Annotated in this window: 28 protein-coding genes; 10 read left to right on the top strand and 18 right to left on the bottom strand. The window is 65.2% G+C overall.

The annotated features are described in order from the left end of the window. Window positions 1–21 precede the first annotated feature (21 nt). The 15 genes from trmD to MUB52_RS10175 form a co-directional block, all read right to left on the bottom strand. Window positions 22–813 carry a tRNA (guanosine(37)-N1)-methyltransferase TrmD gene (trmD, locus tag MUB52_RS10105; protein WP_263844215.1) on the bottom strand — a complete coding sequence of 264 codons (792 nt, stop codon included), beginning with the start codon at window positions 811–813 and terminating at the stop codon, window positions 22–24. 1 nt (window position 814) lies between these two features. Beyond that, window positions 815–1321 (bottom strand): ribosome maturation factor RimM, encoded by a 507-nt coding sequence (rimM, locus tag MUB52_RS10110; RefSeq protein WP_263844093.1) that lies wholly within the window; start codon window positions 1319–1321, stop codon window positions 815–817. Continuing rightward, the gene (locus tag MUB52_RS10115) at window positions 1318–1461 is read right to left on the bottom strand and encodes a hypothetical protein (protein WP_263844094.1); all 144 of its coding nucleotides are present in this window, start codon (window positions 1459–1461) and stop codon (window positions 1318–1320) included. Before MUB52_RS10115 ends, rimM begins: the two co-directional genes overlap by 4 nt. An 86-nt stretch (window positions 1462–1547) precedes the next feature. Next, the gene (gene rpsP / locus MUB52_RS10120; protein ID WP_263844095.1) at window positions 1548–1958 is read right to left on the bottom strand and encodes a 30S ribosomal protein S16; all 411 of its coding nucleotides are present in this window, start codon (window positions 1956–1958) and stop codon (window positions 1548–1550) included. Window positions 1959–2006: 48 nt separating this feature from the next. Further along, a complete protein-coding gene (locus MUB52_RS10125; RefSeq protein WP_263844096.1) occupies window positions 2007–2303 on the bottom strand; it encodes a chorismate mutase in 297 nt (98 codons plus the stop codon). A gap of 93 nt (window positions 2304–2396) precedes the next feature. Next, window positions 2397–2999 carry a GNAT family N-acetyltransferase gene (locus MUB52_RS10130; RefSeq protein WP_263844097.1) on the bottom strand — a complete coding sequence of 201 codons (603 nt, stop codon included), beginning with the start codon at window positions 2997–2999 and terminating at the stop codon, window positions 2397–2399. A gap of 88 nt (window positions 3000–3087) precedes the next feature. Next, a complete protein-coding gene (locus MUB52_RS10135) occupies window positions 3088–3618 on the bottom strand; it encodes a GNAT family N-acetyltransferase (protein WP_263844098.1) in 531 nt (176 codons plus the stop codon). After that, the gene (locus MUB52_RS10140) at window positions 3615–4172 is read right to left on the bottom strand and encodes a GNAT family N-acetyltransferase (RefSeq protein WP_263844099.1); all 558 of its coding nucleotides are present in this window, start codon (window positions 4170–4172) and stop codon (window positions 3615–3617) included. The genes MUB52_RS10135 and MUB52_RS10140 overlap by 4 nt, the downstream gene beginning before the upstream one ends. Then, window positions 4169–4669 (bottom strand): GNAT family N-acetyltransferase, encoded by a 501-nt coding sequence (locus MUB52_RS10145; RefSeq protein ID WP_263844100.1) that lies wholly within the window; start codon window positions 4667–4669, stop codon window positions 4169–4171. Before MUB52_RS10145 ends, MUB52_RS10140 begins: the two co-directional genes overlap by 4 nt. After that, the gene (locus MUB52_RS10150; RefSeq protein ID WP_263844101.1) at window positions 4666–5178 is read right to left on the bottom strand and encodes a GNAT family N-acetyltransferase; all 513 of its coding nucleotides are present in this window, start codon (window positions 5176–5178) and stop codon (window positions 4666–4668) included. The genes MUB52_RS10145 and MUB52_RS10150 overlap by 4 nt, the downstream gene beginning before the upstream one ends. A 4-nt stretch (window positions 5179–5182) precedes the next feature. Continuing rightward, window positions 5183–5518 carry an NIPSNAP family protein gene (locus MUB52_RS10155; RefSeq protein ID WP_263844102.1) on the bottom strand — a complete coding sequence of 112 codons (336 nt, stop codon included), beginning with the start codon at window positions 5516–5518 and terminating at the stop codon, window positions 5183–5185. Continuing rightward, window positions 5515–6054 (bottom strand): GNAT family N-acetyltransferase, encoded by a 540-nt coding sequence (locus MUB52_RS10160; protein ID WP_263844103.1) that lies wholly within the window; start codon window positions 6052–6054, stop codon window positions 5515–5517. The genes MUB52_RS10155 and MUB52_RS10160 overlap by 4 nt, the downstream gene beginning before the upstream one ends. Next, window positions 6051–7559, bottom strand: a complete 1509-nt coding sequence (gene ffh / locus MUB52_RS10165; RefSeq protein ID WP_263844104.1) for a signal recognition particle protein — start codon at window positions 7557–7559, stop codon at window positions 6051–6053. Before ffh ends, MUB52_RS10160 begins: the two co-directional genes overlap by 4 nt. A gap of 158 nt (window positions 7560–7717) precedes the next feature. Then, window positions 7718–8209 (bottom strand): hypothetical protein, encoded by a 492-nt coding sequence (locus MUB52_RS10170; protein ID WP_263844105.1) that lies wholly within the window; start codon window positions 8207–8209, stop codon window positions 7718–7720. A gap of 447 nt (window positions 8210–8656) precedes the next feature. After that, entirely contained in the window at window positions 8657–9235 is a 579-nt protein-coding gene (locus MUB52_RS10175) for an FMN-dependent NADH-azoreductase (protein ID WP_263844106.1), read from the bottom strand. A gap of 127 nt (window positions 9236–9362) precedes the next feature. Here MUB52_RS10175 and MUB52_RS10180 point away from each other — a divergent pair, with 127 nt between their 5' ends. Both MUB52_RS10180 and MUB52_RS10185 read left to right on the top strand, forming a co-directional pair. Then, the gene (locus MUB52_RS10180; protein ID WP_263844107.1) at window positions 9363–10241 is read left to right on the top strand and encodes a LysR family transcriptional regulator; all 879 of its coding nucleotides are present in this window, start codon (window positions 9363–9365) and stop codon (window positions 10239–10241) included. Then, window positions 10238–11155, top strand: a complete 918-nt coding sequence (locus MUB52_RS10185; RefSeq protein WP_263844108.1) for a DMT family transporter — start codon at window positions 10238–10240, stop codon at window positions 11153–11155. Before MUB52_RS10180 ends, MUB52_RS10185 begins: the two co-directional genes overlap by 4 nt. A 104-nt stretch (window positions 11156–11259) precedes the next feature. Here the strand turns inward: MUB52_RS10185 and MUB52_RS10190 are convergent, their stop codons facing one another. Then, complete coding sequence (locus MUB52_RS10190) at window positions 11260–11592, bottom strand: ArsR/SmtB family transcription factor (RefSeq protein ID WP_263844109.1); 333 nt, start codon at window positions 11590–11592, stop codon at window positions 11260–11262. Between the two features lie 39 nt (window positions 11593–11631). Further along, complete coding sequence (locus MUB52_RS10195; protein WP_263844110.1) at window positions 11632–11853, bottom strand: hypothetical protein; 222 nt, start codon at window positions 11851–11853, stop codon at window positions 11632–11634. 103 nt (window positions 11854–11956) lie between these two features. Between MUB52_RS10195 and MUB52_RS10200 the strand changes: the two genes are divergently transcribed. From MUB52_RS10200 to MUB52_RS10225, 6 genes are all read left to right on the top strand, one after another. After that, a complete protein-coding gene (locus MUB52_RS10200; protein ID WP_263844111.1) occupies window positions 11957–12850 on the top strand; it encodes a LysR substrate-binding domain-containing protein in 894 nt (297 codons plus the stop codon). 207 nt (window positions 12851–13057) lie between these two features. Further along, window positions 13058–13387 (top strand): AtpZ/AtpI family protein, encoded by a 330-nt coding sequence (locus tag MUB52_RS10205; protein ID WP_263844112.1) that lies wholly within the window; start codon window positions 13058–13060, stop codon window positions 13385–13387. A 1-nt stretch (window position 13388) separates the two neighbouring features. Next, a complete protein-coding gene (locus tag MUB52_RS10210) occupies window positions 13389–14135 on the top strand; it encodes a F0F1 ATP synthase subunit A (protein WP_263844113.1) in 747 nt (248 codons plus the stop codon). Window positions 14136–14190: 55 nt separating this feature from the next. Beyond that, on the top strand, window positions 14191–14415 hold the full coding sequence (locus MUB52_RS10215; RefSeq protein WP_011567586.1) for a F0F1 ATP synthase subunit C: 225 nt from the start codon (window positions 14191–14193) through the stop codon (window positions 14413–14415). 82 nt (window positions 14416–14497) lie between these two features. Beyond that, window positions 14498–15025: a F0F1 ATP synthase subunit B' gene (locus tag MUB52_RS10220; RefSeq protein WP_263844114.1), complete on the top strand. Its 528-nt coding sequence runs from the start codon at window positions 14498–14500 to the stop codon at window positions 15023–15025. A 5-nt stretch (window positions 15026–15030) separates the two neighbouring features. Next, entirely contained in the window at window positions 15031–15603 is a 573-nt protein-coding gene (locus tag MUB52_RS10225; RefSeq protein WP_263844115.1) for a F0F1 ATP synthase subunit B, read from the top strand. Window positions 15604–15849: 246 nt separating this feature from the next. Here the strand turns inward: MUB52_RS10225 and MUB52_RS10230 are convergent, their stop codons facing one another. Continuing rightward, window positions 15850–16620 carry a FadR/GntR family transcriptional regulator gene (locus MUB52_RS10230; RefSeq protein ID WP_263844116.1) on the bottom strand — a complete coding sequence of 257 codons (771 nt, stop codon included), beginning with the start codon at window positions 16618–16620 and terminating at the stop codon, window positions 15850–15852. Between the two features lie 218 nt (window positions 16621–16838). Here MUB52_RS10230 and smc point away from each other — a divergent pair, with 218 nt between their 5' ends. Continuing rightward, a complete protein-coding gene (smc, locus tag MUB52_RS10235; RefSeq protein ID WP_263844117.1) occupies window positions 16839–20294 on the top strand; it encodes a chromosome segregation protein SMC in 3456 nt (1151 codons plus the stop codon). Between the two features lie 94 nt (window positions 20295–20388). Further along, window positions 20389–20757, top strand: coding sequence for a hypothetical protein (locus MUB52_RS10240; protein ID WP_263844118.1), 369 nt, complete (start codon window positions 20389–20391; stop codon window positions 20755–20757). The last annotated feature ends 43 nt before the right edge of the window (window positions 20758–20800 follow it).

Raw genomic sequence — 20800 nt, forward strand, 5'->3', positions numbered from 1 at the left:
TGCGCGAGGTTTCGCCGCCGATCAGTCCTTCTGCTCGAGTTTTGACCACAAATCCGGTCGCCGGCTGCGAGTGAGCGCTTCGGCCTGCGCTCGGCGCCAGGCCTCGATCTCGCCGTGGTGGCCCGACATCAGGACATCGGGGATAGCTCTGCCTTCCCAGGTTGCCGGGCGGGTGTACTGGGGATGTTCGAGGAGCCCGCGCGCATGGCTTTCGTCGGCGATGCTTTCGGCATTGCCCAGCACGCCCGGCAAGAGCCGCACGGTGGCATCGACCATCGCTTGCGCGGCAAGCTCTCCGCCTGTCATGACGAAGTCGCCGAGAGAGACCTCGGTTACCTGAAAATGCTCGAGCACCCGCTCATCAACACCCTCGAACCGCCCGCACAAGATCGTCACGCCGTCACAGCGTGCCAGGTCTCGGGCCATGCCCTGGTCGAACGGCTGTCCGCGTGGGGACATGTAGAGGATCGGCCACCGCCCGCGGGCGTGCTGTTGTGCATCCGCAAGCGCCGGACCGACCACATCGGCCCGCATCACCATGCCGGCGCCACCGCCCGCCGGCGTATCGTCAACATTGCGGTGCTTGCCGATGCCGAAGTGGCGCAGATCGTGCGTGTGCAGCTGCCAGCGCCCCTCCTGCAGTGCCTTGCCGGTCAGCGAGAGGCCCAGCACGCCGGGAAAGGCCTCCGGGAACAGCGTGACGATCCGGACCTGCCAGGCGCGCGCAAGCGTCTCTGCCTCGTCCATCAGGGATCGCGGTGTCAGCGTCGGGCGGAGGCTCTTGCGACCGTGGCTCTTGGGCGGGCGGGACATGTCAGAAGAGGCCATCCGGCGGGTCCGCCACGATCCGGCCGGCGCCGAGATCTACCGTCGGTACCGCCGCACGTGTGAAGGGCAATAGCACGGTTTCGGAGGAACCGGGGCGCTGAACTTCCAGCAGATCGCCAGCGCCGTGGTCGAGCACCGACTTCACCCGGCCCAGGGTCGTCCCGCCGGTGTCGAAGACCTCCAGCCCGATCAGATCGGCGTAATAGTATTCGTCATCCGGCAGGCTCGGCAGCTGATCGCGAAGCGCAAAGAGCTGCGTGCCTTTCAGCCCGTCCGCCTCTTCCTTGGTTGCCACCTCGGCGATGCGCGCGACAAAGCCATTCTTGATCGGACGAATGAGCGCAAGGTGAAAGGACCGCTCGCCCGTTTCGCTGGTCAGCGGGACGTAGGTTTCGATGTCTTCGGGGACGGCGCAGAAGCTCTTGACGCGCAGCTCGCCGCGCACCCCATAGGCGCCGCCGATCGCGCCGACACAGATCTTCTCTGCGCTCATTCCTCCACTCCTATACAGAGACCTTCTGACATCGCCCCGCCGCGATCAAGGCAGCCGTCGCGCTGGTTGGCCCGCTCGACGAAAAGGCCAGCGAGGAACGCGACAACCACCAGCATCAGTGTGCGGATCGGGCGGAACATGGGACACCTTTGCGCGGGTCGGCAGTATCGCCGCGCCAAGAGGAGCGTGGGCTGCCCGGTGATCGAGCAGCCCGAAACGCGGAGGCTTACTCGGCGGTTTCCTCGGTCGTCTCTTCTGCAGGTGCCTCTTCCGTGGGCTCCTCTGCAGGTGCCGCGGCGTCGGCAGCCTTCGCGGCCTTTTCCTCGGCGCGTTCCTGAGCTTTCTTGCCAGGTGTGCCCTTCTTGGGGTTGTTGCGCTCGGCTTTGTCTTTCAGGCCAGCGGCTTCCAGCATGCGGGCGACCCGGTCGGTGGGCTGGGCGCCCTGGCCCAGCCAGTGCTGGATGCGCTCGACATCCATCTTCACCCGCTCTTCGCTGTCTTTCGGCAGGAGCGGGTTGTAGGTGCCCAGCTTCTCGATGTAGCGCCCGTCGCGCGGCATCCGGCTGTCGGCCGCTACGATCCGGTAGAACGGGCGTTTCTTGGAGCCCCCGCGGGCAAGACGAATTTTCATAGCCATGGTGTATTTCCTTTTCAGTCGGCAGGTGGGGTGGGCTTTCAGGCCACCCTATTTCTGGTGTTGATGGTGGTGCTGAATGACTTCAGCGATGATGAAGTTGAGAAACTTCTTGGCGAATTCCGGGTCCAGATCGGCCCGCTTCGCCAGATCTTCGAGCCGCTCGATCTGTGCCGCTTCGCGGGCGGGATCGGACGGGGGAAGGTCGTGTGTGGCCTTGAGTTTCCCCACGGCCTGCGTGTGTTTGAAGCGCTCGCCCAGCGTATAGACCAGAATCGCATCGAGACGGTCGATGGAAGCGCGGTGCTCTTTGAGCACCTCTGCGGCGCGGGTGGTGGTGTCGATCATCAAAGGTCTCCAAACGGGCGCCGGCGGTCACCCGGTCTCGCGCCGGTCATGCGTCGGGGTGATGCCGGCGCGCGGCAGGTGTTGGGGTGGCACCTAGTCAATGGCCCAGCCTTTCGGTTTAAAGAGCGGATCGGCGTAGTGGCTGATCTCCATTTCGATCCCATGGGCCAGCTGTGAGCCGCGCAGATCATCGGGCGCAGGGTGGCGGTAGACCGCATCGTTGCCGTCGATGGTGGCGGCCTCGTGGTCCTTGACGGCGCCCAGGCGCTCGGCCAGCCGGATGCTGTCAAGGTTCTTGGGGTCGATGTAGCTCACCGCGGTGTCCCAACCCCGCTGGTCGTAGAGATATCCGCGCACGCGGTGGGTGGCCTCGAGCGCATAGCCCTTGCCGCCCCGGTCGGGCCAGATCACCCATGCAATTTCGGCTTCGGGCCATTTCGCGGGTTTCCAGCCGCCCGCCATGCCGAGCGTCTCGTCGCTCGCCTTGTCGTGGATCATCCACATGCCGTAGCCGCGGATCTGCCAGTGGCCGATCTCGGCGGCGTAGAGCATCCAGGCTTCATAGGCATTGAGCGGCCCGCCCATGAAGCGCGCGCGGTAGCTGGTGAAGGTGGCCTTGAAGTTCGGATAGTCCTCGGGCTCGGGGCCGCGCAGGACCAGGCGCCGGGTCTCCAGTGTCGGGATCTGCGTGGTCATGGCGCAGCTCGCTGATCGACGGCCGCGCGGGCTGTGAGCGCGGACCGCCTCCGGCGGGAGTATTTGCAGACGGGTGAAGGGGCCAGGCTCATGCCAGACCCTCCGGGCGCGGGTGGCGGTAGACGTAGCCGGGGGTGTCAGGTTTGGGCTGTTGGGCCGTTTCGTCGAGCGTGGCGCCGAGGCGTTTGGCCAGCGCCACGGAGGCGTCGTTGCCATGGGCGATGTAGCTGACGATGGTCGGCCAGTTCAGCACGTGCCAGGCGTGGTCGATACAGGCTTGCGCCGCCTCGAAGGCGATGCCCTGGCCTTCGCTCGCCGCGTCAAAGAGCACCCAGCCTACTTCTTTTTCGGGCCAGCCCCAGGGGTACCAGTGGCCGACGATGCCCAAGGGTGCGTCCGATCCTTTCTGTGTGACGACAAACATGCCAAAGCCGTGGATCGCCCAGTGGCCGATCTCGGTGCCGAAGAAGTTCCAGGCCTGCCGCGGCGCCATCGGCCCGCCCGTATATTGCGACCGGTCGGTGGCGTAGAACGCCATGAAGGCTTCGGCGTCCGAAGCCTTCGGGCCGCGCAGGACCAGGCGCTCGGTTTCGAGTGTCGGGAAGGTCGTTAGGTTCATGTCGCAAGCCCCGCGGTGCCATAGCGCCAGACCTGGGCGTCCTCGACCATGCCGTCCCGGACGCCTCCGAGCCGGTCGGCAAGGCGTTGCGCGCGCGTATTCGCCGGGTCGATGTAGCTGACCAGCGCGGTCCAGCCGAGGCTGTCGAAGGCATGGCTGCGCGCGGCGGTTGCAGCCTCGAACGCGATGCCTTCGCCCTCCGCTTCCGGCAACAGAAGGAAGCCCAGTTCCGGATCCAGATCACCCGGCTCGAAGCCCAGAAGCACGAAACCTGCAATCTCTCCGCTGCGTCCGATGGTCCAGACACCATGCCCGTGCAGCAGCCAGGTTGCGGTCATCTGGGTGAAATCGCTCCAAGCGTCTTCGCGCGTCATCGGACCGCCGAGGTACTGGCCGCGCGCGCTGCAGGCGATCCGGGCGAAGGCTTCGAAATCCTCGACCTTCGGCGCGCGCAGCAGCAGCCGATCTGTGACAAGCAGCGGCAATTCACCTTGCAGCTGCAATGCGAAGGCGGCGGCCGGGCCGGGGCGTGGTGTTTCGCAGGCAAATCTCACGCCGCCACCTCGTAGCGATAGACCACGTCGTCGGCGTCGTGGGTCTTGCCCGCGGGGTCGTGGGTCCCGCCGAGGCGCTTGGCAAGAGCGATGGAGCGGGTGTTGTCGCGGTGGATGTAGCTGACCAGCGAGGCCGGTTTCAGGTGGTTGCGTGCATAGTCGAGCGCGAGGCGCGCGGCCTCGAACCCGATGCCCTTGCCCTCAAAGCCTTCAAGCAGGAACCAACCCAGTTCCGTCTCCTCAAAATGCGGTGGGTGAATGATGGCGATCTGGCCTGCGAATGCGCCCTCCACGTCGATACCCCAGCCGCCCATGCCGGTGAGCGTCCAGGACCCCACTTCAGAGGCGAAGCCGTACCAGAGGTGGGTACGGTTGTTCGGACGATCCATGAACTGGGCGCGTGGGCTCTGATAGAAGGCCCAGAAGGCCTCCATGTCATCGATGACATGGGGGCGCAGGCGCACGCGGTCGCCGGTTATGACGGGGGCGGCACTCATGCGGCGACAGTCGCCTCCAGGCGGTAGGTGAGGCAGCCGGGGTACCATGCGGGCGCGTCTTCGTCCGTTTTCCGGGCGCCGACTTTCTCCGCAATTCGGCGGGAGCCGATGTTCTCGGGTTGTACAAGCACCAGCATCTCGGGCCAGCCCAGGTCTTCGAAGAGATGGGTTTTTACGGCCTGCGCCGCTTCGGTCGCGAAGCCACGTCCTTCGAAGGTGCCATCCCACAGCGTCCAGGTGAGTTCAGGCGGCGTGTCGGTGACGACGGCGAGAGGACCGACATGGCCGATGGCGCGGCCTTCGTATTCCATCACGTAGCGCCCGAAGCCGCGCAGGGTCCAGTGGCCGATGATGGCGGCGAATTTGTCGAAAGCTTCCTGCGCCGTGAACGGCCCGCGCACGAACCGCGAGCGCTCGCTGGCGCAATAAGCCGTGTAGGCGGGCAGGTCTGTCGCCTTCGGCATACGCAGCGTCAGCCGCGCGGTGGTGAGGGTGGGGGCCGCTTGCATCACATCATGCCCAGTTCAGTTCTGCGGGCGTCTGGCCTTCAAAGACCGGGCGGGTGAAAGAGCGGTCATAGCGGCGGATGCACTGCGTTTTGGCTGCGAAGGCGTAGGCGGCCTTGCATTCGTCATCCTCCCACATGCGGGTGCGGTAATCCTCATAGGCCGCGAGCGACGGGAAGGAAAAGTGGCAATAGGCGATGTCATTCGGCCCTTCATGCGGCATGTGATAGCCGTGATGCGTGCCGCCCAAGGCCGGGACCTTGTAAATCCAGAACCGCGCATAGCGCTCGAAGGCGTCGAGCTTGGCCGGGTCGATTTCGTATCGGACAGTGCAGGTGATCATCCGACGCTGCTTGCGGGTTGGTGGCGGTAGATCAGGAGTTCGCCAAGATCTTCATGCACGAAACTGCCCTCACGTGTGGCGGCCATCCGTGTGGCCAGAGCCTGGCTGCGGGTGTTGTCGGGCGGTATGCAGCTGATCACTGTGGACCATCCCAGCACGTCATAGGCATAGGTGCGCGCGGCCAGCGCGGCCTCGTAGGCCACACCCTTGCCCTCGGCGCCGCCAAAAACCGACCACGCGATTTCCGGCTCGGGCCAGGTGGGGGTGTTCATCAGGCCCACGACGCCCAACGGTGCGTCGTCTTCATCGGCCACCATCCAGCGGCCATAGCCCTCGACTTGCCAGTGGCCGACCAGCCCGCAGAGGCTTTCGTGGGCGTGCTCGCGCGAATAGGGCCCGCCAACGCCCACGGCGCGATCAGACGCCCGGAAGGCGGCATAGGCCTCGAAATCCGACGCCTTCGGGGCGCGCATCACAAAGCGCTCCGTCCGCAGGGTCGGAATGCGGATGAGGGTATGATCCTCGACCTGCATCATTTCTTCTTGCCGAAACCTGAGAGACCGGGAGGCAGTTGCATGCCGCCGCCCATCCCACCCAGACCGCCGGGGAGTTTGCCGCCCATGGCCTTGGCTGCGGCTTCGAGTTGCTTCGGATCCATCTGGCTGGGGTCCATGCCGGGGGGCATCCCGCCCTTGCCGAACATGCCCTTCATGGCCTGTTTCAACATGCCGCCTTTACCCATGCGGCCCATCTTCTTCATCATGTCACCCATCTGGCGCTGCATCTTCAGCAGCTTGTTGAGCTCGGAGACCTCGAGGCCCGCACCGGCAGCAATGCGTTTCTTGCGCGAGGCCTGCAGGATCTGCGGGTTGGCGCGCTCCTTCTTCGTCATCGACTGAATCAGCGCGATCTGGCGCTTCAGGATGGAGTCGTCGAAGCCCGCCTCCTGCACCTGTTTGGCCATCTTGCCCATGCCGGGCATCATGCCCATCATGCCTTCCATCCCGCCCATCTTGAGCATCTGTTCGAGCTGCATCTTGAGGTCGTTCATGTTGAACTGACCCTTGGCCATGCGCTTCATCATGCGCTCGGACTGTTCGAGCTCGAGCGTTTCCTGCGCCTTTTCGACGAGGGCCACGATGTCGCCCATGCCCAGGATGCGGCCCGCGATGCGCTCGGGCTCGAAGGTCTCGATGGCGTCCATCTTTTCGCCGAGGCCCACGAATTTGATCGGCTTGCCGGTGACCGCACGCATCGACAGCGCCGCACCGCCGCGCCCGTCGCCGTCCATCCGGGTCAGCACGACGCCGCTCACACCGATCTTGTCGTCGAACTCGGTCGCGACGTTCACCGCGTCCTGACCGGTGAGGCCGTCGACCACCAGCAAGGTCTCGCGCGGGTTGGCCACGTCGCGCACCGCCGCCGCCTGGGCGATCAGTTCCTGGTCGATGTGCAGCCGACCGGCGGTGTCGAGCATGTAGACGTCGTACCCGCCCAAGCCCGCCTGCGTCTTGGCGCGTTTGGCGATGGCCACGGGGTCCTCGCCCTTGACGATGGGCAGGGTGTCGACGCCGATCTGAGTGCCGAGGATGGCGAGCTGCTCCATCGCCGCGGGGCGGTTCACATCGAGCGAAGCCATGAGCACGCGCTTGCCCTCGCGGTCGGTCAGGCGCTTGGCGAGTTTGGCGGTGGTGGTTGTCTTGCCCGAGCCCTGCAGGCCGACCATGAGGATCGGTGCGGGCGGGTTGTCGATCTTCAAGGCCCCCGGTTCGCCTTCGCCTTTCAGCACGTCGATCAGTGCATCGTGCACGATCTTCACGACCTGCTGGCCGGGGGTCACCGATTTGGTCACGGCCTGACCGGTCGCCTTCTCTTGCACGGCTTTCACGAAGTCTCGGGCGACCGGCAGCGAGACGTCAGCTTCCAGCAGGGCCACGCGGACCTCGCGCAGGGCTGTCGCCACATCCTCTTCGGAGAGCGCGCCCTGTTTCGTGAGCCGGTCAAAGACGCCGCCAAGGCGTTCGCTGAGGTTTTCAAACATGGGCTTTTGGCCCCCTTCGATGTCGGTTGCGGGATGCTCCTGATGTAGGCGGCCCGCCGTGAATGCACAAACGCCTCCGTGGGCGCAACGCGCTGACGGAGGGCGATCCCGATGGGTTCGGGACCGGAAGGCTGGTGCTTCCGGATGTTGAAGGGCGTTTAGGGTGTGGCCCGGGCGGAGTCAAGCCACCTGTTGATCTGCCCGACGATCCGCTCGGCCTGGGGGCCACTGCGATAGCTGCGGGTCAGGCCTTGGCGATTTTCCCAGCGGTCCGCGCCGAGGACAAGCGCGACGCGATGAGTATCCGAGCTGTCGTGATCGCCCTTGCGGGTCTGGAGCATGGCGCGGGTCACCTGATCGAGCGAATACGTTTCGACCCGGTCGCCCGAGAGGCGCCGCACGCGCCATGTCACAGTGCCCGCGTGCCGGTCAAAGGTGACCTGCACGCGCTCCACTGCGAACCAGAAGGCTGGGCCCATGAGCGCGGCTGTAATGAAGAACACGAAGTGCCCGGTGGCGGCCCGGCCCTCGGCGTAGTGGATCATTGCGGCGTAGACCAAAAGCAGTGTCAGCGCCACAAGCCCTAATCCGAACAGAATGGGCCGATGCTCGAGCACGAGGCGGTCGGGGGTGTCGATCAGAACCTTCATGCGCCGAAAGCTGCCGCAAAAGAATGGTGGTATTGCGGCAGCATCCGAGCAGGAGGGTGGCGGTGGCGCCGCGTGGCCCGCGGCGTATTTGAGTATTTGGGGACGGGTGAAGGCAGGCGCCTCGCGAGAACGCAACTTGTGTTGATCTGGCTCAAGGCGGGGCGTCGCGATGCTCGTCAGAGTGAGCCCCGCGAACAGTGAGCTTTGGCGACGAGGGATAGGATGATTGGAAGACTGACCTTGGCCGCGGTCATTTGGGCCGCGACGTCAGCATGTGCGGGTCTGGCGGATCCGCCGCGCCCGGACAACACGGAAATCTCGCATGGGGGCGGGTGCCGCAAAAGCTCGCCGCCGGGGCAGTGCTGCCACGGCGGGTCGCAACCCTATCATTGCCACTGAGCCGGGACATCGGGGGTGCTGTTGTCCACCCCCGATCATCGTGACGTATCAGGCAGCGAGCGCGGCGACCTGGGCTGTGGCGTCGGCCATGGCTTTCTCTGCATCCGCCATCACCCGGTCTGCCGCGATGATCTCGACATCGGTGATGCCGATGAAGCCCATGATGTGGCGCAGATAGCCGCTTGCGAAGTCAATCTCGGACCCCACGGGCGTGCCGCCGGTGGCCAGGGCGATCACAGCGCGTTTGCCGTGCAGCAATCCAACGGGTCCGTTCTCGGTATATTGAAAGGTCAGCCCGGCGCGCGCGATCTGGTCGACCCAGGCTTTGAGCGCCGCGGGTACACCGAAGTTGTAGACCGGCACGCCGATCACGATGACATCGGCCGCCTTGACCTCCTCGACTAGGGTATCAGAGAGGGCCAGCGCGTCGCGTTGTGCCTGGCTGCGCTGATCGACGGGGGTGAAATTGGCGTTCACCCACGCCTCGTCAATCTGCGGAATGGCCTCGGTCAGATCGCGGCGGATGACGGTGCCGCCAAACTTGTCCACGATGGCGGCGGAGAGCTGGCGGGTGTTGGACCCGTCGAACCGGGCCGAGCTGTCGATGTGCAGGATGGTCTGTGTCATGTCGGGTGTCCTTTGCGGAGGCTGAAATCTCTTTGGCCTCGAATATGAGCATTGCAATTTCGAACGCAATTGGGGATGTTCCACATCAAGTGTGCGGTCTTGCACAGGGGGCGTGGAGCGGGGTCGGATGGAAAACTGGGACGAGATCAAGACCGCCTATCAGGTGGCGCGTCTGGGCACGGTCAGCGGGGCGGCGGATGTGCTGGGCGTGCACCACGCGACCGTCATCCGCCACATCGACGCGCTGGAGGGGCGGCTCGGCGTGAAGCTCTTTCAGCGGCACGCGCGGGGGTATACGGCCACCGAAGCCGGGCAGGACCTGCTGCGCGTCGCACAAGCGACGGATGACCAGTTCAGCCAGCTCGCAGGGCGCATCAAGGGGCTGGGTGACGAGGTCTCGGGCGATCTGGTGATCACCTCGCTGATCAGCCTCGCGCCCCGGATGGTGCCGCTGCTGGCGCAGTTCCAAGAGCAATATCCGGATGTCGTCGTGCGCTATCTGACGGGCGAGCGGCTCTTCCGGCTGGAATACGGCGAGGCGCATGTGGCGGTGCGCGCAGGCAGCGCCCCGGACCAGCCCGACAATGTGGTGCAGCGGTTTCACCAGCAGCACATGGGGCTTTACGCGACCCGTGGCTACCTGGCGGCGCATGGCACGCCGAGTTCGATCGCCGATCTCAAGCACCACCGCTTTGTCGGGCATGACAGCGACCAGAGCCGCGCGCCCTTCTACCGCTGGCTGCGGGCCACGGTGCCGGTCGAGGCGATCACCTTCCGCTCGACCGACACGCGCGCGCTCGATGTGGCGGTGACATCGGGTGCGGGTATCGGCTTCATGGCGGTGCTCGATGCGCGCGACGATCCTGATCTCGTTGAGGTGATCCCGCGGCAGGCGGACTGGTCGGCGCCGCTGTGGCTCGTGACCCATGTGGACCTGCACCGGACCACCAAGGTGCAGGCGTTCTTGAGCTTTCTGAAGGAGCAGGCGAAAGACTGGGAGGTATGAGCCCGGGCGCGCAGGGCCATCTGGCAATGCTGGCGTTCTCGGGGCTCGTGGCGGGTTCGTTTTCGCTTGGGGCCCAGGCGGCGAATGCGATCGACCCTGCGGTTATCAATGCCGTGCGCTTCGTCATTGCAGCAGCTGTGATCGGTGCGGCGGCGCTGGCCACAACCGGCCTGCCGCGCAGCGCGTTCCGCGCGCCCTGGCGCTATGCGGTGCTGGGCGGCACGTTCGCGATCTACTTCGTGCTGATGTTCGAGGGGTTGAAGACAGCGCCGCCGGTGAGTGCCGCGGCGGTCTTCACGCTGACACCGGTGATGGCGGCGGGCTTCGGCTGGCTGCTCTTGCGCCAAATCACCACGCCGCGCATGGCGCTGGCGCTGAGCATCGGCGCTGCGGGGGCGCTTTGGGTGATCTTTCGGGCCGATTGGGCCGCATTCCGTGCTTTTGAGATCGGGCGGGGCGAAGCGATCTATTTCGTCGGCTGTGTCGCCCATGCGGTCTATACGCCGATGGTGCGCAAGCTGAACCGGGGCGAACCGGCGGTGGTTTTCACCTTCGGGATGCTGGTGGCTGGGGCGCTCCTGCTCAGCGTGATCGCCTGGCGCGATGTCGTGGCTACGGAGTGGCGCGCGCTGCCCGGCATCGTTTGGATCACGCTGATCTACGTGGCGCTCTTCGCCTCAGCCGCCACGTTCGTGCTGTTGCAATTCGCCACGCTGCGGCTGCCGAGCGCGAAGGTCATGGCCTACACCTACCTTACGCCCAGCTGGGTGATCCTTTGGGAGATCGCCTTTGGAAACGGCGCGCCGCCGGCGCTGGTGTTGGGTGGCGTGGCGCTGACGATTGTCGCGCTCGGGATGCTGATACGCGACGACACGCGGTCGATTCGGGAACAAAACGCGCTGCGGCCACGTTGACCTCTCAAGCAATTGGAGAGGATTGACCATGTTGAACAGCATTATTTATCTCGTCGGCCTTGTGGTGATCGTGATGGCGGTGATCAACCTCGCCACCTGAGCGCTCACGCGCCTGCATCCGGGAGTTCGGCCGCGAGGAACCGCTCGAAGGCATCGAGGTTCACCGGCTCGAACTGCCCGAAACCCTGCATCCAGACCGAGGCGGCGCGCAGCGCGTCCGGCTCAAGCTTGCACCATTTCACCCGCCCGCGCTTTTCCTGAGAGATCAGCCCCGCGGCGGTCAGAACACCCAAATGCTTCGAGATCGCGGCAAGCGACATCTCGAAAGGCTCGGCCACATCCGTTACAGCCATATCGTCTTCCAGCAGCATCGTCAGAATGGCCCGCCGGGTCGGATCCGCCAGCGCGGCGAAAGCCTGATCGAGATCGCGTGTCATGCCCTGTCATAACGCCGCGCGCGGAGCAGGAAAAGCCTTTCAACCCCGCGGGTGGTAGGTGGTCTCGGACGGCAGCTTCAGCCTGTAGCGCTCGATTTGGGCTTTGGAGAGCCCGATGTCGCGCGCGAGGTGATCGCTGATCCGGCTGAGATCCGGGTTCTTCGGCGCGGGTTTTAACCAGCGCAGCCACTCCCACAGCAGGTTTTTCTGTGATTTTGAGGCAAAAGTCTGGCTTTCGCGCGAACGCGTCACATCGGCCATCTGCCGCACTCCTCTTCAGGTATGCTTGGATTCTTCTCGATTTGCGGCGTTCATTCAAATTCAATTGCTTGACGAAACCTGTGCAGAAAAGCCACATATCTGTATGAGCCGACAGCTTCCGCCCTTGAACGCCCTGCGCGCCTTCGAGGCTGCCGGGCGTCACGAGAGCTTCTCGCGCGCCGCCGAGGAGCTGGGCGTGAGCCATTCCGCCATCAGCCGTCACGTGCGCGGGCTCGAAGACCGGCTGAACACGCGGCTCTTCCGCGAGGCGTCGCGGGGCGTGGAATTGACGCGGGACGGGGCTGCCTATCTGGCCCGGGTCACCCCGGCCCTCGACACCATCGCGGAGGCCACCGACCGGGTCACAGAGCGCCCGGCGGGCGTTGTCGTTGTAACCTGCGAGCCACTTCTGGCCGCCAAGTGGTTGGTCCCGCGGCTCTCCGACTTCATGGCGCAGCAGCCCGACATCGACATCCGGCTCGAGGCGTCGGACAGTCTGGTCGATGTCAACCGCTACGAGGCGGATGTGGCGATCCGGTTCCTGTCGGTGGCCGGCTCCGATCCGGATGCGCTGCTGGTCAGCGACGCGCCGCTCTACCCCTTCGCAGCCCCCGGGCTGGTCCGAGACGACAGGCTGGAGCCCGCGGCGCTTGACCAATACAAGCTGCTTCGCGACCGCGCGCGCGACACCTGGGCAATCTGGAGCGCGTGCGCGGGCGTTGCCCCGGATGTGATCCGCCCGATGGCGGCGTGGCGGCTGCGCGCACCTCTCGCCCATGCCGCAACCTTGGCTGGGCAGGGTGTCTTGCTGACATCGCAAGAGATCGTGTTCGACGATGTCGCCGCGGGCCGGTTGCTGCAGGTGTCGGATGTGGGGTTCCGTGACGGAGGATACTACACGCTGCTGGGAGAGAACGCGCGCCGGCGCCGGCCGGTGCGGCTCTTTCGCGACTGGCTGCTCGAGACAAGTGGCGTGCATCGCGGGCAGCTGATCTGACAAAGATCAACCAGATGGTTGAATGAGCCTTGCCGGCGAAACCGCGCGAAACCGGGATGCGGCAAAGCGCACCGCGTCCCTTCACCCGTCCAAAAATACTCATTTTTCCAGTGGGTTGCGACATCATATCCGTTGCATGCTGGGCGCTTGACTCACCCCGCCCCGCGCAATAGCAACAGCGCAACCATCCAGCGGGGTGTTTTGCGCGTGACTGACCCGGACGAGAAGCGGCGACTCGAGCAGCTTGAGGCCCGGATCAAGGCGGCAAAGGAGGGCCAGGCGCCCAAACCTCGGCAGGATGAGCACTATTCCCAGGCACAGTTGGCCTGGCGCATGGTGATCGAATTGGTAGCCGGTTTGGGGATCGGTTTCGGCATGGGATACGGGCTTGATAGCCTCTTCGGGACACTCCCGATCTTCCTGGTGCTGTTCACGCTTCTGGGCCTCGCGGCGGGCATCAAAACGATGCTGCGGTCTGCGCAGGAGGTGCAGGACAAGAAGTTGGCCGAAGAGGCCGAAAAGAAGGATGGAGCCTGAGATGGCGGAGAGTGCAGAAGAAGGCGGCCTGGTCTTCCACCCGATGGATCAGTTCATCATCCAGCCGCTGTTTGGCGGCGATGTGACCTGGTACACGCCGACGAATGCGGCGCTTTGGATGGGCTTCTCGATCATCGCCATCATCGTCCTGCTGGTTCTGGGCAGCCGCCACCGCGCCATCGTCCCGAGCCGGTCGCAGTCGATCGCCGAGCTGGCCTACGGGTTCATCTACAAGATGGTCGAGGACATCTGCGGCAAGGAAGGCCTGCGCTACTTCCCCTACATCATGACGCTCTTCATGTTCATTGTCTGCGCGAACTTCCTCGGGCTGATTCCGACCGCTTTCACACCGACCTCGCATTTTGCTGTCACGGTCGTGCTGGCGCTCGCGGTTTTCATCACTGTCACGGTGCTGGGCTTCGTCAAGAATGGCGCGGGTTTTCTGAGCCTCTTCTGGGTGTCTTCGGCGCCGCTCGCTCTGCGACCCATCCTCGCGGTGATCGAACTGATTTCCTATTTCGTACGGCCCGTGAGCCACTCCATTCGTCTCGCGGGGAACGTGATGGCCGGCCACGCGGTGATCAAGGTCTTCGCCGGTTTCGCCGCGCTGACCGCCGTAAGCCCTATCGCCGTGCTCGGCATCACCGCGATGTACGGACTGGAGGTGTTGGTGTCCTTCATCCAGGCCTACGTCTTCACGATCCTCACATGCGTGTACCTCAAAGACGCGCTGCACCCGCATCACTAATTCGGACGGGACAGTCCGTTCAACAACGCAACTTCCAACGCACAGGAGAATTCACATGGAAGGCGAACTCGCACATATCGGCGCAGGTCTGGCGGCAATCGGCTCTGGCGCTGCGGCCATCGGGGTGGGCAACGTGGCTGGCAACTACCTGGCCGGCGCTCTGCGCAACCCTTCTGCCGCGGCCAGCCAGACCGCGACCCTCTTCATCGGCATCGCCTTCGCAGAAGCTCTGGGGATCTTCGCGTTCCTCGTCGCCCTGCTGCTGATGTTTGCCGTCTAAGCTCTAGAGACGATTTTCCTGATGCTCGGGCGGCGCGGCAACGCGCTGTCCGATGTATGGAACCGCCTCGAAGGAGACCACCATGGCAACAGAAACACCCGGCGCAGACGCCGCCTCCTCGGGGGGCATGCCACAGCTCGATTTCTCGACCTGGGGCAACCAGATCTTCTGGTTGGTTCTGACGCTCATTGTCATTTACTTCGTGCTGGCGCGCATCGCCCTGCCGCGCATCGCGGCCATCCTGGCGGAGCGGCAGGGTACGATCACGAGTGATCTTGCCGCCGCGGAAGACCTGAAAGCCAAGGCCGAAGAGGCCGAGGCGGCCTATGAAAAGGCGCTGATCGACGCCCGCGCCGAGGCACATCGGATCGTCGCCGAAGCCAAGGCCGAAATTCAGGGCGATCTGGACGCGGCCATAGCGAAAGCCGATGCGGAGATCGCCGCCAAGGCCGCTGAATCCGAGAAAGCGATTGCCGAAATCCGCGCCGGTGCGCTGGAGGCGGTGAAAGAGGTCGCTGGCGAGACTGCACAGGAAATCGTGGCCGCGATGGGTGGTCAGGCGGACGCCTCCGCCATCGCCACTGCTGTTGATGCCCGGGTGAAAGGATGATTGCCGTGCGGACACTCACTGGACGGATATCGCTGGCGCTGGGGCTGCTGATGGCAAGCCCCGCCTTCGCTGCGGGAGACAAGCCGTTTTTCTCGCTGAAGAATACGGATTTCGTGGTGCTTCTCGGGCTGATCGTGTTCGTGGCGATCCTGGTCTACTTCAAGGTGCCGGGGATGATCGGCGGCATGCTCGACAAGCGCGCGGACGGCATCAAGTCCGAGCTCGAAGAGGCCCGCAGCCTGCGCGATGAGGCGCAGGCACTGCTGGCAAGCTACGAGCGCAAGCAGCGCGAAGTGCAGGAGCAGGCGGACCGCATCGTCGCCGCGGCCAAGGAAGAAGCGAGCGTTGCCGCCGAGGAAGCGCGCGCGGATCTGGCCAAATCGCTTGAGCGGCGGATGGCTGCTGCCGAAGAGCAGATCGCCAATGCGCAGAGCGCGGCGATCAAGGAGGTGCGCGACCAGTCCGTGACCGTGGCGATGTCGGTCGCGCGCGAGCTGATCGCCAAGCAGATGAGTGCGACGCAAGCCAACAGCCTGATAGACGAGGCGATTGCCGAGGTGGACGCCAAGCTGCATTGAGCGGCCACATGCACACGAACTCGAAAACCCGGCCATGTGCCGGGCTTTTTCGTGCGACCCCGTTTGTGACGTGTCCGTGACGATATGGCGATCCGGTGTCTGATGACGGCCCGAAATGGAGCGGACCGTTCCAAGGTCTGGCATCAACGCGGCGCGCCAAGGACCAGCATGTGGCAGCCTGCCCACGTCGCGTGCGAGTTTGCCACGTGAGGAAGGGCTGCATCCGACCTCAGGTCATCGCGGCGCTCAGCGCTGGTGCACCTCATGATCCAGGCGCTGTTGTGCCACTTCTTCGTTGCGCTGAGCCTTGATCTGGTCTTGCAGGCAAAGCTCGACATAGTCGAGATGCGCCTCGACGGCAGCCCGCGCGCCTGTCGCATCCCGCGCCTGCAGGCTGTCGTTGATCGCGCGATGCTGGTCGAGCAGGGTCTGCCGGGTGGCGCGCTGTTTGAACATGATCTGCCGGTTGTAGAAGACGCCTTCGCGCAGCAACTCGTACATCGAGCGCATCATGTGCAGCATGACCACGTTGTGGCTGGCCTCGATGATCGCCATGTGGAATTGCGCGTCCAGCCGGGCCTCGTCTTCCGGACTTCGCTTCGTGTGGGCGGCCTCCATCTTGTCGAAGATGGTCTGGACCACGCGCAGATCGGTATCGGAAGCGAGGCGCGCCGCGCGTTCCGCAGCCAGGCCTTCCAGGTCGCGGCGGAATGACAGGTAGTCGAAGACCGCATCGTCGTGGCGCGCAAAGAGCTGCACAAGAGCCGGTGCGAAGGCCGAGCCCAGCACCTCTGCCACATAGACACCCGCGCCCGCGCGGGAGGTCAGCAGGCCCTGCGATTGCAATGTGCTGATTGCATCCCGCAGGCTCGGGCGCGAGACGCCCAGGCGCTCGGCCAACTCGCGCTCTGCGGGCAGCCGCTCGCCTGGCCGCAGAATGCCGCGCAGGATCAGCTGTTCGATCTGGCGCACCACGGCGGTGGAGAGTTTTTCGGATTGCACGGGACGGAAGGGCATGATGGCTCCATTTTGGTCAAATTATATGACCAAACAGCGCGATCCGTAAACTCCTTTTCCACCAAGACCTTGGGGGTTGCGCGGCCGGTTTCTGCTCGGGCTGGAACAATATGTTGTGGATAACTGGGGCCTCCCCGCATCCTGTGGTGTGTTTCGGTTGACACACCCTGCTGCCGCTCGCAGGCTGGGGCACCACGGGAATCATCGGGCGGACGGCTTTGCGCTTCTCCAAACTCAGACTGACAGGCTTCAAGAGCTTCGTGGACCCAACCGATCTGATCATCGCGGACGGTCTCACGGGTGTGGTCGGGCCGAATGGCTGCGGCAAATCCAACCTGCTCGAGGCTCTGCGCTGGGTGATGGGGGAAAACCGGCCCACGGCCATGCGCGGCGGCGGTATGGAAGATGTGATCTTCGCTGGGGCCGCGACCCGGCCGGCGCGCAATTTTGCCGAAGTGGCCTTGCATATCGACAATGCCGAGAGGCTAGCGCCCGCGGGGTTCAACGATCACGATCAGCTGGAAATCGTGCGGCGCATCACCCGCGACGTGGGCAGCGCCTACAAGGTCGGAGCCAAGGACGTCCGGGCGCGCGATGTGCAGATGCTCTTTGCGGACGCCTCGACCGGCGCACACAGCCCCGCCCTTGTCCGGCAGGGGCAGATTGCGGAGCTGATCAACGCCAAGCCCAAAAGTCGTCGCCGGATCCTGGAGGAGGCCGCGGGCATCAGCGGGCTCTACCAGCGCCGGCATGAGGCGGAGCTCAAGCTCAAGGGGGCCGAGACCAACCTCGCGCGCGTCGACGATGTGATCGAGCAACTTGCCAACCAGCTCGGTCAACTGGCGCGGCAGGCGCGGCAAGCGGCACGGTATCGCGAGATCGGTACGGCGCTGCGGCGTGCCGAGGGCATGCTGCTGTATCGCCGCTGGCGCGAGGCGGATGAGGCGCGGGAGTTGGCCGAACAGGCGCTGCGCGGTCGGGTGACAGAGGCGGCTCAGGCCGAAGCAGCGGTTCGGCAGGCAGCGAAGGCCCGCGAAACGGCGGAGGCGGCGCTGCCGCACCTGCGCGAAGAAGAGTCGATTGCCGCAGCGGTTTTGCAGCGGCTGACGGTGGAGCGCGACACGCTTAACGATCAGGAGACGCGGGCGCTGGCCCTCATTGAAACACTGACCGGGCGGATTGCGCAGCTGGGCCATGACATCGCGCGCGAGGGCGGGCTGAACCGCGATGCCGGCGACACGATTGAGCGGCTCGAGTGGGAAGCGGCCGAGCTGGCCAAGGCGTCCGAGGGGCACGAGGCGCTGCTCGCCGAGGCGGCCGAGGCTGCGCGCGAGGCAGCGGCAGTGCTTCAGGCGCGCGAGGAGGACATGTCGACCCAGACCGAGGACATGGCCCGGCTGTCGGCGCGCCACGCTTCGGCGCAGCGGTTGTTGGAGGACAGCCGGACGACCCAGGACAAATCCGAAGCCGAGGCCGCGCGGGCGCGCGAAGCGGTGGCCGCGAGCGAGGCGGCGCTGGCCAAGGCGCGGGCCGACTTCACTGCCGCGGAGGCGGCCGAGAAAGAGGCCGTGACCACATCCAAAGCCGCCGATGCAGCCCTCATCGCAGCGGAAGAAGCCCGCGCCGAGACACAGGCCAGAGAGGCTGAAGCGCGCGCGCAACGCTCCGAGGCCGAGGGTGAGATGAATGCGCTGCGGGCCGAAGCCGGAGCTTTGGCAAAGCTGGTCGATCGCGATACGGCGGAAGGCGGGCAGGTGCTCGACCGGCTGCATGTGACATCGGGCTACGAGAAGGCCCTCGGAGCGGCGCTCGCAGATGACCTGCGCGCGCCCGAGGTGGCGGCCGACGGGCCGTCGGGCTGGGCTGTTCTGCCCGCCTATACGGCGCATCAGCCGTTGCCCGAGGGTGCAAAGCCGCTGTCGCTCTTTGTCGAGGTGCCGGAGGTTCTGGCGCGCCGGATCAGCCAGATCGGGCTGGTCGAACCCGATGACGGGCCGCGGCTCCAAGCGGCGCTGAAGCCCGGGCAGCGGCTGGTCTCGGCCGAGGGTGACCTTTGGCGCTGGGACGGGTTTCGCGCCTGGGCCGAGGATGCGCCATCCGCGGCGGCGCTGCGGTTGCAGCAGTTGAACCGCCTCGAGGAGTTGAAACAAGGGCTCGAGGCCGCGACGCAGCGCGCAGACGGCGCGCGGGCGGCGCATGTGCGACTGGGCGCGCAGCTCGAAGACCTGACCCGTGCCGACAAGACGGCCCGCGAGGCACGGCGGGCCGCGGACAAGCTGATGGCCGAGGCGGGCCGGCAATTGAGCCGCGCCGAGGCGGACCGGAACCTCGCGGAAGGCCGGCTGGAATCCCTCGGGCTCGCGGTGGCGCGGCACGAAGAGGAGGCGATGGGCGCGCGCACGCGCCTGAAAGAGGCCGAGCGCGCGCTTGAAGAGCTGGGCGATCTGGACGAGGCACGCGCCCTGGTCGAGCAGGTCCGCATGGCTGTGGAAGCCGCCCGGATCACGATGATGTCGCGCCGCTCCGCGCATGATGAATTGCGCCGCGAGGGCGAAGCACGGACCAGACGCGCGCAGGAGGTGATCAAGGAAATCAGCGGCTGGCGGCAACGGTTGGAAACGGCCGAGAAGCGCTCTGCCGAGCTGGTCGCCCGCAAGACCTCGGCGGAGGAAGAGCTGGATCTGGCCCAGGCAGCGCCTGCGGAGATTGCGGCGAAGCGGGCCGAGATGAGCGATGCGATCTCGGTGGCCGAGGTGCGCAAGGCCCAAAGTGCAGATGCGCTTTCCGAGGCGGAGGCTGCCCTGCGCAATGCGGCACAAGCCGAGCGCGAAGCCGAGCGCGTGGCATCAGAGGCACGGGAAGCGCGTGCCGGAGCCGAGGCGCGCAGCGACGCCGCGCGCGAGACGGTGGCCCAAGCCGCGGAACGGATCGCGGATGAGGCGCAGGTCACGCCCAGCCAGCTTCTGGGTCAACTCGAGGTCACGCCGGACGATATGCCGAAGGCGGACGCGCTGGAGGCGGACGTGAACCGGCTCAAGCGCCAGCGTGATGCTCTGGGCGCGGTCAACCTGCGCGCCGAGGAAGACGCCGCCGAAGTGCAGACCGAGCATGACACGCTGACGCGCGAGAAAGCGGATCTGGAAGAGGCGATCAAGACCCTGCGCGGCGGCATCGCAAGCCTCAACAAGGAAGGCCGCGAGCGCCTGCTCACGGCTTTCGAGCAGGTGAACGCAAACTTCTCGATGCTGTTCACCCATCTCTTCGGCGGTGGTGAGGCCAATCTGGTCATGGTGGAGAGCGATGATCCGCTTGAAGCGGGGCTGGAGATCATGTGCCAGCCGCCAGGCAAGAAGCTGTCGACGCTGAGCCTGCTGTCGGGCGGTGAACAAACGCTGACCGCGATGGCCTTGATCTTTGCCGTGTTCCTCGCCAATCCGGCACCGATCTGCGTGCTCGACGAGGTCGATGCGCCGCTGGACGACGCCAATGTGACGCGCTTCTGCGATCTGCTCGACGAGATGTGCCGCCAGACCGAAACACGGTTCCTGATCATCACGCACCATGCGGTGACCATGGCGCGGATGGACCGTCTCTTCGGCGTGACGATGGCGGAGCAGGGGGTGAGCCAGCTGGTCTCGGTCGATCTGAAGAAGGCCGAGACGCTGGTGGCGTGACACGAGGCCGGGCGATGGCCTGCAACCGTGATGAATGGGGCGCGGTCACTGGAACGTGTCTTGGCTGCGGGATGCGAGCCGTTAGGGTGGCCCTATGGTTCGGATTTTCTGTCTCGCGGTGCTCTGGTCGTTGCCTACCGTTGCGGTGGCCCAAGACTGGGCGTTGCGTGCGGATGATCGGCTTCTGACGCGGGACGAGGTGGCCCAGCTCACCGAGGGGCAGACACTGGTGTTCTATGACGATGGGCGGTCCAAATTCTCAGCCGGTGGCGCCTATTCCTATACATATGCGAGCGGCCAATCCGCCTTTGGGCGCTACCGGGTCGAGGTGGATGGCACGGTGTGCATCGACTATCGCAACGGGTTCAGCCGCTGCGATCGCTATGTCGAAAGCGGCAGCCGCATCGTGATGCTGACGGAGAAGGGCGAGCGCTTTCCGATCCGTCCGTCTGCTTCAGACTAGCAGTGCCCGGAAAGAAAAGACCCTGCGGCACGCAGCGCGCAGG

The organism is Roseobacter sinensis (assembly GCF_025755255.1).
Taxonomy (GTDB): domain Bacteria; phylum Pseudomonadota; class Alphaproteobacteria; order Rhodobacterales; family Rhodobacteraceae; genus Roseobacter; species Roseobacter sinensis.

Bases quoted from the DNA above. Each gene is read 5' to 3' on its own strand.
- ffh (WP_263844104.1), bottom strand. From the start codon at position 7,559: ATGTTTGAAAACCTCAGCGAACGCCTTGGCGGCGTCTTTGACCGGCTC.
- MUB52_RS10200 (WP_263844111.1), top strand. From the start codon at position 11,957: ATGAGCCGACAGCTTCCGCCCTTGAACGCCCTGCGCGCCTTCGAGGCT.
- trmD (WP_263844215.1), bottom strand. From the start codon at position 813: ATGTCCCGCCCGCCCAAGAGCCACGGTCGCAAGAGCCTCCGCCCGACG.
- MUB52_RS10155 (WP_263844102.1), bottom strand. From the start codon at position 5,518: ATGATCACCTGCACTGTCCGATACGAAATCGACCCGGCCAAGCTCGAC.
- MUB52_RS10215 (WP_011567586.1), top strand. From the start codon at position 14,191: ATGGAAGGCGAACTCGCACATATCGGCGCAGGTCTGGCGGCAATCGGC.
- MUB52_RS10190 (WP_263844109.1), bottom strand. From the start codon at position 11,592: ATGACACGCGATCTCGATCAGGCTTTCGCCGCGCTGGCGGATCCGACC.
- MUB52_RS10145 (WP_263844100.1), bottom strand. From the start codon at position 4,669: ATGAGTGCCGCCCCCGTCATAACCGGCGACCGCGTGCGCCTGCGCCCC.
- MUB52_RS10210 (WP_263844113.1), top strand. From the start codon at position 13,389: ATGGCGGAGAGTGCAGAAGAAGGCGGCCTGGTCTTCCACCCGATGGAT.
- MUB52_RS10115 (WP_263844094.1), bottom strand. From the start codon at position 1,461: ATGTTCCGCCCGATCCGCACACTGATGCTGGTGGTTGTCGCGTTCCTC.
- MUB52_RS10160 (WP_263844103.1), bottom strand. From the start codon at position 6,054: ATGATGCAGGTCGAGGATCATACCCTCATCCGCATTCCGACCCTGCGG.
- MUB52_RS10175 (WP_263844106.1), bottom strand. From the start codon at position 9,235: ATGACACAGACCATCCTGCACATCGACAGCTCGGCCCGGTTCGACGGG.
- rimM (WP_263844093.1), bottom strand. From the start codon at position 1,321: ATGAGCGCAGAGAAGATCTGTGTCGGCGCGATCGGCGGCGCCTATGGG.
- MUB52_RS10170 (WP_263844105.1), bottom strand. From the start codon at position 8,209: ATGAAGGTTCTGATCGACACCCCCGACCGCCTCGTGCTCGAGCATCGG.
- MUB52_RS10125 (WP_263844096.1), bottom strand. From the start codon at position 2,303: ATGATCGACACCACCACCCGCGCCGCAGAGGTGCTCAAAGAGCACCGC.
- MUB52_RS10230 (WP_263844116.1), bottom strand. From the start codon at position 16,620: ATGCCCTTCCGTCCCGTGCAATCCGAAAAACTCTCCACCGCCGTGGTG.
- MUB52_RS10150 (WP_263844101.1), bottom strand. From the start codon at position 5,178: ATGCAAGCGGCCCCCACCCTCACCACCGCGCGGCTGACGCTGCGTATG.
- MUB52_RS10195 (WP_263844110.1), bottom strand. From the start codon at position 11,853: ATGGCCGATGTGACGCGTTCGCGCGAAAGCCAGACTTTTGCCTCAAAA.
- MUB52_RS10135 (WP_263844098.1), bottom strand. From the start codon at position 3,618: ATGAACCTAACGACCTTCCCGACACTCGAAACCGAGCGCCTGGTCCTG.
- MUB52_RS10180 (WP_263844107.1), top strand. From the start codon at position 9,363: ATGGAAAACTGGGACGAGATCAAGACCGCCTATCAGGTGGCGCGTCTG.
- MUB52_RS10220 (WP_263844114.1), top strand. From the start codon at position 14,498: ATGGCAACAGAAACACCCGGCGCAGACGCCGCCTCCTCGGGGGGCATG.
- MUB52_RS10185 (WP_263844108.1), top strand. From the start codon at position 10,238: ATGAGCCCGGGCGCGCAGGGCCATCTGGCAATGCTGGCGTTCTCGGGG.
- rpsP (WP_263844095.1), bottom strand. From the start codon at position 1,958: ATGGCTATGAAAATTCGTCTTGCCCGCGGGGGCTCCAAGAAACGCCCG.
- MUB52_RS10240 (WP_263844118.1), top strand. From the start codon at position 20,389: ATGGTTCGGATTTTCTGTCTCGCGGTGCTCTGGTCGTTGCCTACCGTT.
- MUB52_RS10130 (WP_263844097.1), bottom strand. From the start codon at position 2,999: ATGACCACGCAGATCCCGACACTGGAGACCCGGCGCCTGGTCCTGCGC.